Below are 15,091 nucleotides of genomic sequence, written 5' to 3' on the forward strand. Positions count from 1 at the left end.
CCTCGGTGAACTGGGCCGCACTCCACGAACACCGCACACCACGCCGCGTACCCCTGCCCACGTACGCCTTCGACACCAAGCGTTACTGGATCGAGGCGCCCGGACGTCCCACCGCCGGTCCGTCCCCGACGCCGACCGAGACGGCGGCGGTGGCGGCCCCGGTGTCGATGGGCTACGCCCGCCCGGTCCTGAGCAGCACGTACGTTCCACCGCGGTCGAAGACCGAGGAGCTGGTCGTGGCCGAGCTCGAAGAGACCCTGGGTGTCCACCCGATCGGTGTCCACGACAACTTCTTCGAACTCGGAGGGAACTCCCTGCTCGCGATGCGGATCGTGGCGCGGTCCGAGGCCCGCCTGGGGGTCCGGCTGTCCAGCCACGCCGTGCTCGACGCCTCGACGGCGGCGCAGCTCGCCCTCCTCGTGGACGTGGAGCGGACGCCGGCGACCGATGCGGGGGAGTCCGCAGTCGTGCTGCTCAAGCGGGGAGTCGGGGACGGCGTGCCGCTGTTCCTCGTGCACCCCGTCGGGGGAAGCGTCTTCTTCTACCGCGAACTGGCACGCCTGCTCCCTGCCGAGCAGGCGGTGTACGGCTTCCAGGCACGGGGTCTCGACGGTACGGCGGTACCCCTGCGGAGCATCGAGGCGATGGCCTCGCACTATCTCGATGGACTTCGTACACAGCAGCCCACCGGTCCCTACGCGCTGGGCGGAGCGTCCTTCGGAGGCCTCGTCGCCCTGGAAATGGCGCAACGGCTGCGAGCCGCTGGTGAGACCGTGCACCTGCTGGCCGTCTTCGACTCTCCCGGACCCGGCCAGATGCCACCGGACCGCGAGGAAGTGGACATGGCCGCGTTCGGCTCCGGAGATCCGGACGCCTCCTTTGCCCGACGAGTCATCGACGTCTATCAGGCCAACATGGAGGCGCTCCGGGCCTACCGACCCCGCCCCTACGAAGGCTCGATCCTGTACTTCCTCGCCGAAGAGCGCCGTGCGGGCATCGACCCCCCGCGCCCGGACACTGCGTGGGAGCCGCTCGCCCTCGGCGGACTCGCCACGCATCGCGTGCCCGGTAACCACGTGACGATGCTGGCACCGGAGAACGTGGAGGCGATTTCCCGGGTCGTATCCGGTCGCCTTCCGTCGGTCGACGCGGAGAGTTGACGGAGGCGTTGCTGTGAATGAATTTCGGTTTGGATCGGGAGGTTTGCCATGGAATTGACCAAAGAAGTGCAAGAGGGACAGCAGGCGTATACGCGCTGGGGGCTCAACTACTACAGATTCTTTGTTCTCGGCTTCAGTAACCGGCTCGGCTGGCGATGCTCGACTCCTCGCCTGCTCCGGATGTACGACGAGCATGTCTCCGGAAACCACCTCGATGTCGGCGTGGGTACTGGGTACTATGTCGCGAACTGCCGGTACCCCACCGCAAACCCCCGGCTCGGCCTCATGGACGTCAATGAGAACAGCCTGGACTACGCGGCCGGTGCTGCCAGGAGACACGCGCCGGAAATCCATCGCTACAACGTGCTGGAGCCGATACCAGATGGTCTGGCGAAATTTGATTCCATTGGCATGAACTATCTTCTCCACTGCCTCCCGGGGTCCATCGCCGAGAAGAGCGTCGTATTCGATCACCTCGCGCCGCTCATGAACCAGGACGGTGTGCTCTTCGGTGCAACGGTCGTGCACGACGGCCGGCACAACGCGATCGCCAGGTGGCTGCTCAAGGCCTACAACGAACGCGGGCACTTCCATAATTCTTCGGATACGACGCACGGCCTGGAGCGGGCTCTGCGGGACCGGTTCGAGGAAGTAGAAGTTCAGCGCGTGGGATCAGTGGCACTTTTCAGCGCGCGTAAGCCGAGAAGGGCGCCGCGCTCGATGGACGGAGAGTAAGAGATGAATCGCGATGCAGATCTGTCGTGTGACGTTCTGATCATCGGTGCCGGGTTGGCCGGGGGTACGCTGGCCCGACAGCTGCGTTTGGAGCAGCCTGATTTGGACATCGTGGTGGTCGAGAAGGAGAGGGAGTTCCCGCCAGGCCTCGATGAATCGTCTGGTGAGGAGTTCACCAACTATGCCAATCGCATTCTCCGAATAGGTCCTTACCTGCGCAAGAACCACTATGTCAGTTCGGGTATGCGCTTCTTCTTCGATTCGCCCGAGAAGGACCTGTCGATCGAGCGCATGTCCGAGATCGGTGGCAGGCGGCCCCATCCGATCCCCACCTATCTGATCGACCGGCCCGCGGTGGAGCGCGACCTCTGTGAGCTGAACCGTGAAAGCGGTGTCAGGGTTCTGCTCGGGACCGCCGTGCTGAACTGCGGTCCTGGTGAGTCACCGGCCGAGGCGATCACGCTCGACCGTGAGAACGGGCACCTCGTGCGCACCACTGCAGGCGTCATCCGCTGCAAGTGGCTCGTGGACGCGGCAGGCGAGGCCTCCCCTCTCGCCCGCATGCTCGACCTGGTACCCGAGGAGGACCGCAATCCGATCGCGGCTTCGTGGGCCCGCTTCGACGGATGCCTGTCCCTCGACGAACTCGGTGACAGCGACTGGCGCCATCGCGTTCCGCACTGGGGCCGGGCGTCGTCGATGACGTACTTCATGTACCGCGGCTACTGGATCTGGCTGCTGCCGCTCTCCGAGTCGCAGTACAGCATCGGTGTCGTCTTCGACAGGCGTCACACGGAGCCCGCTGTCGGGTCGGGCGACGAACTGCTGGCATTCCTTCGCGAGCACCGTGCCCTGCGTGACGTCCTCGGGCCGGACCCGATGCTTCGCAGTTTCGGCACGCGCGAGAGGCTCGCACGCCTCGCCAAGCAGCAGTTCTCGGAGGACCGGTGGTTCCTGACAGGCAATGCGGCGACGGTCCTCGATCCCATGTTCGCCACTTCCTCATGGCTTTTCACCGAGAACAACAAGCTCATCGGTGAGTTCATCACGTCCGACCGGGAAGGAAGGACGGCTGAGCTGCTGGCCTTCGTGCACCACTTCGACATCCGGGTCCGTAGCCGTTACGAGAAGCTCCTCAACACGTTCGGCCACTACATCTCTCGCGGCTCTTTCGACGCCTGGGCAGCCTGGCTGGCCCTTCGCACCCGGGTCTACTACAACCGCATTGTCCCGGACGCGCTCGAAGACCACCGGATCCTGCTCAAGTTCTCCCGGACCCACGGCACCGACTGCCCCTGCGACGCAACGGTGATGGGCGGAAAGCTGGCCCGGCTGCTGAGCTCGGCGGACCGCCTCACCGAAGAGTTCGTCGAGCTGATCGATCGCGACGAGAAGTACTACACGAACAACGAGGGCGTGTTCCTCGACTCGGCCGAGTTCGACCAGGACGAGACCTTGATGCCGAAGGTGTACGAGCCGAGGGACTGGACGCTGGAGGGCCCGGCGGACGAGCGGAGCTATGAAATCTTCTGCCGCACCCTCGTGCAACGGCTCATCGAGGTTTCAGGCGGGTCCTGGAGCGAGGAGAGGTTCAAGGCGGTATTCAACCCTGACTGGGACGGTCACCAGCCGCTGGAGGAGATGTACAAGGGCGTCGCCGGGTGAGTTCACCCCACAGCCGAATGACGCGAGTACGTGAATGGGGCGCCGAAGGCGCTCTGCTCGATCCAGCTGTCTGACGAACCGAACCGTGGAGCTTTGCCCATGACCCTTCCCGTCCACGACGAACCTGTGGCCTACCCGTTCGAAGGCGACGACGGCCTGGCCCTGAGCGAGGCGTATGCGGCCGCGCGAGAGGCGGATGGCCTGATTCCCGTCCAGCTGCCGTACGGCGAGCCGACCTGGCTGGTGACGCGGTACGCCGACGCCCGGTTCGTGATGGGAGACGCGCGTTTCAGCCGGGCGATGGCCGCGGTGAAGGACGCGCCACGGCTGACACCGGACAACAACCTCGTCGGCATCCTGAGCATGGACCCACCGGAGCACACCTATCTGCGCGCCCTGGTCGCCAAGGCACTCACCCCGCGCAGGGCCCAGGAGCTGCGGCCGCGGGTGCGGGAGATTGCGGAGCGACTGATCGACGACATGGTCGCCGACGGGCAACCGGCGGATCTGGTCGAGGGCTTCTCCATGCCGTTGCCCTTCACCGTGATGTGCGAGCTGCTCGGTGTGCCGGAAGCCGACCGCCCCATGGTCCGGTCCTGGAGCGATGCATGGCTGTCGACGAGCCCGCTGACCGTCGAGGAGTTCGGCGGCGTCCGCATGCGGATGCGGGAGTACATGCGGGGGCTTATCGAGGAGCATCGCAAGACGTCCACCGACAACATGGCGTCTCGTTTGATCGAGATCAGCAACGCGACCGCCCAGCTGTCGGACCTCGAACTGGCCGAGGTGTCGACCGGGATCCTCACTTCCGGACACGAGAACGCCGCGAGTCAGATCTCCAACTTCGTCCATGTGCTCCTGGAGCGCCCGGAGAACTGTGAGCAGCTGCGGAAGGATCCCGAGCTGATACCCGACGCCGTGGAGGAGCTGAACCGGTTCGTTCCGCTCCTCGCCGCGGGGGGAAGTTTTCCCCGTTACGCCAAGGAGGACGTCGAGGTCGGCGGAGTCCTGGTGCGTGCCGGTGAGCCCGTGCTCGTCTCGGTCAGCGCCGCCAACCGTGACGTGCTCCAGTTCGACGCCCCGGAGGCGCTCGTGTTCGACCGGGAGAACCGGCAGCACGTCGGCTTCGGTCACGGTGTGCACCACTGCCCCGGCGCCGGGCTCAGCCGGCTTGAACTGCAGGAGGCGCTGCGCGCCCTGCTCGCCAAGCTGCCCGGCCTGACGATGGCAGGTGAGGTCGTCTGGAAGACCCCGACGGTCGTTCGTGCACCCCGGATCATGCCCGTTGGCTGGTGACCCGTGACGTGGAACGTCGAGGTGGACCCGGACGTCTGTATCGGCTCGGGTGTGTGCGTGGCCCTCGCCTCGGACCGATTCACGCTGGACGGAGCACACGCCCGGCCCGTGACCGGCGGCGTAGAGCCGGACGAGGCCCTGCTCGACGCCGCGGACACCTGCCCGGCGATGGCGATCAGCGTCAGCGAGCGTGGGGCGGTCATCGGTCCGCGCCCCTGGTCATGAGCGGGTCACCCATCCCGATGAAGAATCCTGGGCTTGGCCGCCCCCGCCACCATCACGCGGCCGGCCTTCAGCATGCCCACCTACACGCGATCAGGAGTACCCCGTTGACCGAACACCGCTCGATCCCGGGCGTAGTGGTACGAGCACTGGAGTCCGCGGACGTCGATGACGCCGTGGAGCTGCTCACAACCTCCAGCGCCTACGACAACCGCATCCAGCTGCGCAAGCTGCTGACCGCCGAGGGACCCGATCACGTCAACCACGCGCTGGTGGCGGACCGGGGCGGCGCCGTCATCGGTGCGGCAGCGCTCACCGTGGTGCCCAGTCTCCCCGGCACCGCGTCGGTCCGGGTGGTGGTCACGGAGGCCGAGCGCGGACAGGGCATCGGGACCGTACTCGCCGGCGAGATCGCCGCGGCGCTCGGTGACGGCTCCGGCTTCAGGGCGATTACGTGCGCACTGCGCGACGATCTCCCGCGCGGGCGGCGGTTCGCCGAGCGGTACGGCCTCGCGGTGACGAACCACAGCGTCGGCTGGAAGATCGACGTCCCCGAGCGGGAGGAGGAACTCCGGAGCCGGCTCGCGAACGTGGCCGACGGGCCCGTGGTGCGCATGCGCCGGGTCGACGTGGAGACGGAGACGGAGCTGCTGACCGCAGTCGCGAGCCGGTGCCTCATCGGCTTTCCCGTCCCGTTCGGCACAGGGGCGAGCGTCGACATGGGCTCTGTCCTGCAGGCCATTCCGCGCGGAGCGATGATCTTCCTGGCCGAGCTGGCCGAGCTGGCCGATGGCGAGGAGAGGATCCCCTGCGGACTGTCGGTGCTGGCTCCGGAGGCCGGTGGGTCGGTCTGGCACACGATCTTCACGGGTGTGGACCCCGACCACCGCAAACGCGGGGTCGGGAAAGCGGTGAAGGCCGCCCAGCTGGCCGAGGCCCGACGCGCCGGTGCTCAGGTTGTCACGGCACTCAGTGACGAAACCAACGAGCCCGTCATGCGCCTGAACCGCGCCATGGGAATGGTGCGGACCATCGGTTACTGGAGCATGGCCCGCAGCATGTCGGACGACGCCGGCACCACCGTCTGACGCCACGGAGGCGTCGGGGTTCCGTCGGACCATCTGCTCCTGGCCAGGCCCGGCCCGCGCAGCCGGCTGGGCCTGGCGCGGGCCTCGCCGTCGGTCAGGCCTCGCGTCGTGGGGCGCCACAGCGCCTGAGATCGTCCTCAATGGCGCGCAGGACGTCCGAACGGCCGCCCTTGAGATAGAAGTGGTCGCCGTCGAAGGCCCGCAAGGTGAACGGACCCGCGGTGGTCTCGTGCCAGTGGGCCAGCTCGGCCCTGTTCACCTTGGGATCGTCAGCACCCACGTAGGCGGTGACCGGGCAGGACAGCACAGGGCCGGGCAACGGCCGGTAGAGCTCGTTGAGCTCGAAGTCCGCTCGCAGAGCGGGAAGGAACAGCTCCAGCAACTCCGGCTCGTCGAAGATCTCGGTGGGTGTGCCGTTGAGGTCGCGCAGCGCGTCGACGAACTCCGGGTCCGACAGGGCCGAGAATTGCGGGCGTGTGGATTGCAGGTGAGGGGCGCAACGGCCCGACACCATGAGGCACAGGGGATCCCCGAACGGCCCGCCGCTGAACCGGCGGGCCATTTCGTAGGCGACGATCGCGCCCATGCTGTGCCCGAAGAACGCGTAGGGCCGATCGAGGTACCCGCTGATGGCATCGTAGAGAGGTTCGATGAGCTGCTCGATGCGGTGGACCGGCGGCTCGTGAAGGCGGGACTCGCGCCCCGGCAGGAGAACTGGGTGGACATCGATTCCGGGGCCGAGCGCTCGCCAGGGGCGGAACAGGGATGTGCCGCCGCCCGCGTGGGCCAAACAGAACAACCGGATGCCCGCGTCAGTTGCGGTACCGGTCACGCCGGTGGTTATCCACTGGTCGGCGGTGGCGGTCACAGCTGTGCGGGGTCGGGCCTGCCCGGCCGCCGGCCCGAGTGCTCCAGCCAAGGTCTCTCCTTCATCGTCATGTCAGGGCGGAAGCCGCCGTCGTGGCCGTTCGAAGATCGAGGCCGCGTCGAGTCCGTTGCGCGGCTAGGGACTTGTGCCCGGGGCCCTACACTAAGCACGGGGTCGAGTAGCGACTCATTGATATCGCTGAGGATCCGTGCCGAAGTCGCCGCCGGCGGGGTTCGCCGTCCGGCCGGTCTCAAGGTGCGGGAATGACTGGGAAGGGTGTGTCGGCGTGACGCGCTATGGGTCTCCGCTTCCGGAGAAGCCCTCGCTCGACGAGCTGGAATCGAAGTGGTCGCAGTTCTGGAGCGACGCCGACGTATACCGCTTCGGTCGGCCGGGCAGTCGTGACGCCGTATTCTCGATTGACACTCCGCCGCCCACGGTCAGCGGCTCCCTCCACGTGGGGCATGTCTTCAGCTACACCCACACCGATATCGTCGCCCGTTTTCAGCGGATGCGCGGCAAGCATGTCTTCTACCCCATGGGCTGGGACGACAACGGTCTGCCGACCGAGCGCCGGGTGCAGAACTACTACGGGGTGCGCTGCGACCCGTCGCTGCCGTACGACCCGGACTTCACGGCGCCGACGCCCGTCGCCGAGCGGACGGGCAAGGACAAGAAGGCCCCCGCGATCAGCATCTCGCGGCAGAACTTCGTCGAGCTGTGCGAGAAGCTCACCACCGAGGACGAGCTTGTCTTCGAGGAGCTCTGGCGCAAGCTGGGGCTCTCGGTCGACTGGTCGATGACGTATACGACCATCGGCAAGGAGGCCCAGCGGGTCTCGCAGGCGGCGTTCCTGAACCTGCTCCAGCGCGGTGACGCGTACCAGTCCGAGGCGCCCACGATGTGGGACGTGTCGTTCCAGACGGCGGTCGCCAACGCCGAGGTGATCGAGAAGGATGCCTCGGGGGCGTACCACCGGGTGACGTTCAAGCACGGATCCGAGGACGTCTTCATCGAGACGACCCGGCCCGAGCTGCTTCCGGCCTGCGTGGCGCTGGTCGCGCATCCCGACGACGAGCGGTACCAGCCGCTCTTCGGCAAGGAGGTCGTCTCGCCGCTGTTCGGTGTCCGGGTTCCGGTGGTCGCCCACCGGGCCGCCGACCCCGAGAAGGGCAGCGGCATCGCGATGATCTGCACCTTCGGCGACATGACCGACGTGATGTGGTGGCGCGAGTTCCAGCTTCCGACCCGTACGGTCATCGGCCGCAACGGCAGGCTGCTCGCGCTGGACTTCGAGACCCTGCCGAGCGAGGACGCCGAGCGGGCGCAGGCGATCTACGACAAGATCGTGGGCAAGACGGTGCACACCGCCCGGGAGATCCTCGTTGAGGAGCTGCGGGCCGACGGCAGTCTGATCGACGACCCCCGTCCGACGACGCGTGCGGTCAAGTTCTTCGAGAAGGGCGACAAGCCCCTGGAGATCGTCAGCAGTCGGCAGTGGTTCATCAGGACCGTCGAGCACCGCGACGCCCTCCTCGCCCGTGGCGATGAGATCCAGTGGCACCCGTCGCATATGCAGTCCCGTTACAACGACTGGGTCCAGGGTCTCAACATCGACTGGCTGATCAGCCGTCAGCGCTTCTTCGGGGTGCCGTTCCCGCTCTGGTACGCACTGGACGAGGAGGGCCAGCCGGACTACCGCGAGCCGATCGTCCCCGACGAGTCGATGCTTCCGGTCGACCCGTCCAGCGACTGTCCGCCCGGCTTCACGGAGGACCAGCGGGGCAAGCCCAACGGCTTCATGGGCGAACCGGATGTCATGGACACCTGGGCGACCTCCTCGCTGAGCCCCCAGCTGGCCTGCGGCTGGCTCTCCGACCAGGAGCTGTTCGCGCAGGTCTTCCCGATGGATCTGCGCCCCCAGGCGCACGACATCATCCGCACGTGGCTGTTCACGACCGTGGTCCGGTCCCACCTGGAAGCCGGCACCACCCCGTGGAAGCACGCCGCGCTCTCCGGCTGGATCCTCGACCCGGACCGCAAGAAGATGTCCAAGTCTCAGGGGAACGTGGTCACACCCGGGCATCTGCTGGACGAGTACGGCGCGGACGCGGTCCGCTACTGGGCGGCGAGCGGCCGTCCGGGGACCGACACCGCCTTCGACCCGCAGCAGATGAAGATCGGCCGGCGGCTCGCGGTGAAGCTGCTCAACGCTAGCAAGTTCGTGCTCTCGCTGCCTGCCCCAGATGCCGGAGCGGAGACCACAGATCCGCTGGACAAGGCGTTGCTGGCGAAGCTGGCCGGGACCGTGAGCGAGGCGACGGCCGCGCTCGAGGGGTTCGACTACACCTCGGCGCTGGACGGCATCGAGCGTTTCTTCTGGTTCTTCTGCGACAACTACGTCGAGCTGGTCAAGGAGCGCGCCTACGGCAAGGGCAGCGAGGAGGGCGCAGAGTCGGCCCGGGCCACGCTGCGCACCGCACTCGACATCGTGACCCGGATGTTTGCGCCCGTGCTCCCCTACACCACGGAGGAGACCTGGTCGTGGACCCATGACTCCACGGTGCACCTGGCCGCGTGGCCGTCGCTCGAGGAGCTTTCGGCGGGTGCCGCCGACGGGCGGCCGGAGCTGGCCGACGTCGCCGCTTCGGCGATCGCCGTCGTCCGCAAGGCCAAGTCCACCGCGAAGCTGTCGATGCGCGCGGAAGTCGCCCGGGTCGTGGTCCAGGCGCCCGCCGAGGTGCTGGAGAGCATCGCGCTGTTGAGCTCGGACATCAAGGCGGCCGGCAATGTGTCCGAGCTTGAACTCCGGGCCGACGACGACGCCGCCGAGCTGACGGTCGAGGTGGAGCTGCCGTAAGAAGCCGTATATGCGGCACGGGACGGCACCACGCGTCACGATCACTGGTGATCTCGTAATGCGTCGCTCTCGGGTTCGAATCCCGAAGGCGGCCCTGTAGAAGCCTCAGGACTCACTCGCCGTGACCTGAGGCTTTTGCTTACCGGATGCAATGCCGCCAGCGAGCGCGAGCTTCCTTGAAGTTGTACACCGCGAAGTCCGTCACGGGGCGGGTACCCGATCCGCTGCTACAGGCCGTTGCTGGTGGAGTTGGCCAGGTCCGCGAACAGCAGCACCTCCGCCGCACCCGCAGCCAGTGCCGCCCGGCTGACCTCGACCGTCGCGGCGCCCGCGTAGCCGCGGCCGCGCAGGAGGGCCGGGGTGTAGACGGGGGCCACTCTGATCTGGCCGGCGGCCATCGGGGTCGTGCCCGCCATGGAGACGGGGGCGCCGTCCGGGGTCTCCCCGAACGTGACTCGTCCGTGGGTGATGCGCGTGTCGGCCCAGGAGCTGGCCTCCGCGGAGGCAGTTCCTCCGATGTCCGCGACGAACTCTCCGTAATGGCAAATGAGTTGATCGCGGTCCTGTTCGCCAGCGATTCGGCCCCGGATACGGCTCTGGCGGGGTCAGCGTGCCGAGGCGGTACAGGCGCTGCTGCTCGCGGAGCGTCGGCGTCGCGCCGGTGTGCCGCTGCCAAGCCTCGGCGAAGGCGGTGGCGGTTTCGTGGTCTGCACTGACGCCAGGGAGGGCGTGGCCAAGGCTGGCCAGATGGGCGGCGAGGGTGTCGGTCTCCTCTGGAGTGAGAGGGTGAGATTCAGGCGGCGGGGCGGGGTTCGGAAGTAGGTTGCGCGGATCTCACCCGCTCTCTCCAGCATGCCGAAGGCGGGGCTTCGGCGCCGTATGCGTGCGGTCCGCGCGTGCGCAGCGCCTCGGTCACTGTCAGGGGGATGGTGTGCAGGGCTGGGCGCGAGTGCAGGAAGTCTCATGCGCGGGCTATGAAGCTGTCGACGTCATCGGTGAGGTGCCAGTCGTCCGGGCGCATGCCTCACGTTCCCGCGTGTTCACGGACTGCGCCCGTGGTTTTCCGACGGGGCGAGGCGACGGGGGCGGTCAGGACACCGCCTCCCCAATGACTCCACCAACTACTCGGGCTTCAGGTCCGTCGCCTGGCTGTCGTGCAGGTACCTGTCCGCGGACGTGCAACGGTCTGGCTCCTCGTGGACTCGTTGGTGTAGCCGGACAGAGTGTCCGGCCCGTTCTAGGCCCGATAGCGGATGTTGAGCACGGCACGGCAGCCCGAATCGCTCCCTGATCTCGAGGGCCTGATCGGCCGCTAACGTGGATGACGGACCAACCGTCGGGGAGGCAGCGCGCATGCGTGGTCTTGGGGATCAGCTCAGCGTCGGAGAGCGGATCGCGTTCTACCGTGAGCGCCGGGGCTATACGCAGCCTGTGCTCGCCGGGCTCGTGGGGCACAGCACCGACTGGCTGTCGAAGATCGAGCGAGGTGTGCGCAAGCCGCCGAGGATCGACAAGCTCGCCGAGCTCGCTCGTGTACTGCGGGTCCCGCTGGGCGACTTGATGGGTCAGCCCGTCCTGATGGAGGACGGGGAGAAGCACATGGACGACGTGCCGGCCGTCCGCGATGCGCTGATGAGCCCTCGGCGTCTGTCCAAGCTGCTGTTCGGTCGTACGGCGGAGCGGCAGTTGCCTCAGCCGGACCTCGTGCGGGTCTTCGTCGAACGCAGCTGGGGCGACTACCAGGCCGGCGTTCTTGGGGATGTCATCGCCGCCCTGCCCGGTCTGCTCAGGACCGCCCAGGAGCTGGAAGACCTTCCGCCTGGTGATCAGCGGAGACGCGGTCTCGCCGTCTCGGCTCGTACACATCACCTGGCGGCAACCACACTCGCCAAGGTCGGCGAGTCCGACCTGTCCTGGCTCGCGGCCGAGCGCGCCATGCGTGCCGCCGACGAATCCGAGGACCCGCTGTCACTCGTCTCGGCCGCCCGATCCGGTACGCACGCGCTGCTGGCCAACGGGCGCTACGAGGACGCCCTCGAACTCGGCAATACCGCCGCTGCCTGGCTCGCCAGGCAGGTGCGTGACGACGATCCGGCAGCTTTGAGCCTTCTGGGCATGATTCATCTGCGAGCCGCTGTGGCCGCCGCCCGTCACCAGGATCGCCCCACCGCCCACTCCCTGCTGGATAAAGCAAATCGGCTTGCCGATCAGCTCGGCTCCGATGAGAACCACTGGCAGACCTGCTTCGGTCCGACCAACGTCGAGCTGCACCGCCTGTCGATCGAGCTGGACCTGGAGAACATCCCGTACGTCGTCGAGCACGGCGGCATCGACGTCTCCCACATGCCGGCGGAACGCGCCGTCTCCCATCGCATCGACTACGCCCGCGCCCTGTCCCTCAGAGGACGCGTCGACGACTCCTTCGGCGAACTGCGGGAGGCCGAACGCACTTCGCCGCAGCTCGTGCGGAACAATCCACGTGTACGCGAGACCCTTCGCGATTTGAGGAAACAGTCCCCGGTCACGGGCGGCAGCCACTCGTCCGAGCTGCTGGCCATGGCCCAGCGATGCAGGGCGGTGCAGTGAATTCGATGCAAGGCAAGGTGCTGGGCGTCGTCGGATCGAGCGCCGGCGGGATCGAGGAACTGCGTACAGGGCTCGTGGTCCCCGCGCTCGAACAGGGCTGGACGGTCGCGGTCACGCTCACGCCAACCGCAGGTCAGTGGCTCCGCGCGAGCGGGGAGACCGCAGAGCTCGAAGGGCTGACCGGCCTCCCTGTCCGGTCTGAACCACGCCTGCCGGGCGACTCCCGGCCCCATCCGCCAGTGGACTGCTTCGTCGTCGCCCCGGCGAGCGCCAACACCGTCGCCAAGCTCGCCCTGGGGATCTCAGACAGCCAGGCATTGACACAGGTCAACGAAGCCATCGGGACACTGAACCTGCCGGTAGTCGTCTGGCCCCGGGTGAATGCCGCCCACGCCCGGCACCCCGCGTGGGAGAGACATATCAAAGCCCTTCACGACTCAGGGGTGAGGTTGATCTACGGAGACGAAGTATGGCCACTCGCTGAGCCGAGGGCTGGAATGCCAGGTCGCCGATACCCCTGGGAAGCCGTACTGGACCAGGCCAGAAGGGCCGTCTCGTGATATTCCCCTCAAAATGACTGCAAGCGTGAGGAACTGGACCCGGACAGTCTGTCCGGGCCCTTTGCCTTGACTGGCACCAGTCTGAGGGCATGACCGACCACCGGAGGGAACGGATGCCCGATCAGGCATTAAGCGCGACGCTCCCCGGCACGAGGCCCCGAGGCTACAGGCCGAACGGCTGCCCGAACTCGCGCGCGGAAGGGGTAGGCGGCAGCAGCGACCACTCGTCTCGATGCTCGCCAGGAGTAGCCCTCACGCCGTTGGGCACGGAGCACATCGTCACGAGCGCCGCGAGTAGCACTCCTGCGCTGACCAGTGGTACCCGGCTCTGCAGCCTCTGCCAATGCCGTCTGAGCCGATACAACAAGGACGAGGTGTGCTCCAGTTGCAGCCGCGACAACCGGCCGCCCGAGCGCAGCATTCCCATGGACATCTGGCAGTTACCTGATGTCCGGGAAGCCTTGATTAACCGCGAATTCGGGCGCATGTGCCAGTTGATCAGACAGTACGGCGAAGTCCGACAAGAAGACGTAGCCGCACTCACCGACCTGAGCCAGTCCTTCCTATCGATGCTCGAGTCCGGAGCCCGCAAGCTGACCAACATCGATAAGATCATCCAACTGCTGGATGGCCTGCAAGCTCCACCTGAGCTCACGGGACCAATGCTGCGGCCCAGCATGTACCATCCGCCCACGGGCTCCGCTCCGACAGCTATCTCACGATCCTGACCTCGCCGTGTTCCTCGCCGAGCCGGGGCAGGGACGGCGTCACGAAACCTGTCGCGTACAGGCGAGCGTTCCCTCACCCTGGCTGCATGCCGAAGATCCTCACTCCCCGACTTCAGTACAGTTCCACGGCCGCACGCCCTCGCTGGTCCCAGCTTCCTCGACCCGTCCGCGACCTCATTGAACGCCACCTCGGTGGTGCCGCACACGCCGAGGAGAGCGCCGGAGGCGGCTTCACCAGCGGGTACGCAGCCGTGGTCCGAAGCGCCCACCGCTCCCAGTTCGTCAAAGCCGTCGACGTCCGGAACAATACCGTGGTGGCCGACTGCTACCAACGAGAGGCCGTGATCAACAAGGCGCTACCGCCAACCGTGCCAGCACCCCGCATCCAGTGGATGGACGAGTGCGAGGGGTGGCTCGTGCTCGCCTTCGACGCGGTCGAAGGCGGCCACATGCCCGCCGCCCCCTGGAAGGCCAACGACCTCAACGCCACCCTTGCTGCGTACGCGGTCACCGCCGAGGCACTCGCAACGCCGTCCGGGGAGCTTGAGCAGGTTGGACTGAAGCCGGTCGGCGACGGTGGCGACTTCGACGACTGGCGCACCCTGGCCTCCGGGGCCCCCGGCCCGACACTTTCCCTCTCCGGTTGGGTGCCCTTCGACATGCTGGATCCGCTAGCCGAGCTGGAATCGGCATGGCGGTCGGCGGTGGCCGGGACCGCCGTCCTGCACCACGACCTGCGCCAGGACAACGTCCTCCTCGACGCGCACGGCAGCGCGTGGATCTGTGACTGGAACTGGCCCTGTCTGGGGGCCAGCTGGTTCGACCTGGTGCTCCTGTTGGCTTCCGCGTACGCCGACGGCCACGATGCGACCGCGATCTTCCAGGCTCACCCCACAGCCCGCGAAGTGGATGACGACCAGCTCGATGCTGCGCTCGCCGCTCTGTCCGGCTTCTTTCTAGTCTCGGGGGCGCACCCGCCGGCGGACTGGTCTCCACACATTCGCCAGCACCAGACCTGGTGTGGCGAGGTCACGCTGCGGTGGCTGGCCGAAAGGCGTGGGTGGCATCTATGACGGGGATCTGGAGAGCTGAGCGCGGATGGGGTTCGTCGCGGAGACTCGCACGCCATGCGCTCGCACGGCCGCGGCAATCCGGTGTGCAAGTGGCGGTGGATACGGGATAGGTCCGGTGGGGTCCAGGAGAGGGTGAGAAAATCACATCTGGCAAGTTCGGTGAACGGCAGGGGTGGGGCAAGGGCATGGCAAAGAGGTCCGCGTTGCGGGGGTACTTGCTCGAGGAGGCCCTGGCCTGGTTGCTCCGGCA

12 protein-coding genes and 1 pseudogene are annotated in these 15,091 nt (G+C 67.1%); 11 read left to right on the forward strand and 2 right to left on the reverse strand.

Annotated elements, in window-relative coordinates:
• From ACWCP6_RS28035 to ACWCP6_RS28060, 6 genes are all read left to right on the forward strand, one after another.
• On the forward strand, positions 1-1,160 hold a 1,160-nt coding region (locus tag ACWCP6_RS28035; RefSeq protein ID WP_450935355.1), incomplete at its 5' end, for an alpha/beta fold hydrolase.
• A gap of 48 nt (positions 1,161-1,208) precedes the next feature.
• Positions 1,209-1,895 carry a class I SAM-dependent methyltransferase gene (locus ACWCP6_RS28040; protein ID WP_450935356.1) on the forward strand — a complete coding sequence of 229 codons (687 nt, stop codon included), beginning with the start codon at positions 1,209-1,211 and terminating at the stop codon, positions 1,893-1,895.
• Between the two features lie 3 nt (positions 1,896-1,898).
• Positions 1,899-3,560, forward strand: coding sequence for an NAD(P)/FAD-dependent oxidoreductase (locus ACWCP6_RS28045; RefSeq protein ID WP_450935357.1), 1,662 nt, complete (start codon positions 1,899-1,901; stop codon positions 3,558-3,560).
• Positions 3,561-3,659: 99 nt separating this feature from the next.
• Positions 3,660-4,856 carry a cytochrome P450 gene (locus ACWCP6_RS28050; RefSeq protein ID WP_450935358.1) on the forward strand — a complete coding sequence of 399 codons (1,197 nt, stop codon included), beginning with the start codon at positions 3,660-3,662 and terminating at the stop codon, positions 4,854-4,856.
• Between the two features lie 3 nt (positions 4,857-4,859).
• Entirely contained in the window at positions 4,860-5,081 is a 222-nt protein-coding gene (locus tag ACWCP6_RS28055; RefSeq protein WP_450935359.1) for a ferredoxin, read from the forward strand.
• 104 nt (positions 5,082-5,185) lie between these two features.
• Positions 5,186-6,166: a GNAT family N-acetyltransferase gene (locus ACWCP6_RS28060; protein WP_450935360.1), complete on the forward strand. Its 981-nt coding sequence runs from the start codon at positions 5,186-5,188 to the stop codon at positions 6,164-6,166.
• 94 nt (positions 6,167-6,260) lie between these two features.
• On the opposite strand, the gene ACWCP6_RS28065 is transcribed toward ACWCP6_RS28060, so the two are convergent.
• Positions 6,261-7,034 carry a thioesterase II family protein gene (locus tag ACWCP6_RS28065; RefSeq protein WP_450935361.1) on the reverse strand — a complete coding sequence of 258 codons (774 nt, stop codon included), beginning with the start codon at positions 7,032-7,034 and terminating at the stop codon, positions 6,261-6,263.
• 286 nt (positions 7,035-7,320) lie between these two features.
• On the opposite strand from ACWCP6_RS28065, the gene valS reads away from it, so the two are divergent.
• Positions 7,321-9,894 (forward strand): valine--tRNA ligase, encoded by a 2,574-nt coding sequence (valS, locus tag ACWCP6_RS28070; RefSeq protein WP_450935362.1) that lies wholly within the window; start codon positions 7,321-7,323, stop codon positions 9,892-9,894.
• Between the two features lie 227 nt (positions 9,895-10,121).
• Here valS and ACWCP6_RS28075 read toward each other — a convergent pair.
• Positions 10,122-10,915, reverse strand: a pseudogene (locus ACWCP6_RS28075) (GNAT family N-acetyltransferase).
• 332 nt (positions 10,916-11,247) lie between these two features.
• On the opposite strand from ACWCP6_RS28075, the gene ACWCP6_RS28080 reads away from it, so the two are divergent.
• The 4 genes from ACWCP6_RS28080 (at position 11,248) to ACWCP6_RS28095 (ending at position 14,841) form a co-directional block, all read left to right on the forward strand.
• Entirely contained in the window at positions 11,248-12,480 is a 1,233-nt protein-coding gene (locus ACWCP6_RS28080; RefSeq protein WP_450935363.1) for a helix-turn-helix domain-containing protein, read from the forward strand.
• Positions 12,481-12,485: 5 nt separating this feature from the next.
• Positions 12,486-13,040 (forward strand): flavoprotein, encoded by a 555-nt coding sequence (locus ACWCP6_RS28085; RefSeq protein ID WP_450935364.1) that lies wholly within the window; start codon positions 12,486-12,488, stop codon positions 13,038-13,040.
• 425 nt (positions 13,041-13,465) lie between these two features.
• Positions 13,466-13,768, forward strand: a complete 303-nt coding sequence (locus tag ACWCP6_RS28090) for a helix-turn-helix domain-containing protein (RefSeq protein WP_450935365.1) — start codon at positions 13,466-13,468, stop codon at positions 13,766-13,768.
• Positions 13,769-13,854: 86 nt separating this feature from the next.
• Complete coding sequence (locus tag ACWCP6_RS28095; protein ID WP_450935366.1) at positions 13,855-14,841, forward strand: phosphotransferase family protein; 987 nt, start codon at positions 13,855-13,857, stop codon at positions 14,839-14,841.
• Positions 14,842-15,091: the final 250 nt, after the last annotated feature.

The sequence above is a fragment of the Streptomyces sp. NPDC002004 genome (assembly GCF_053593975.1).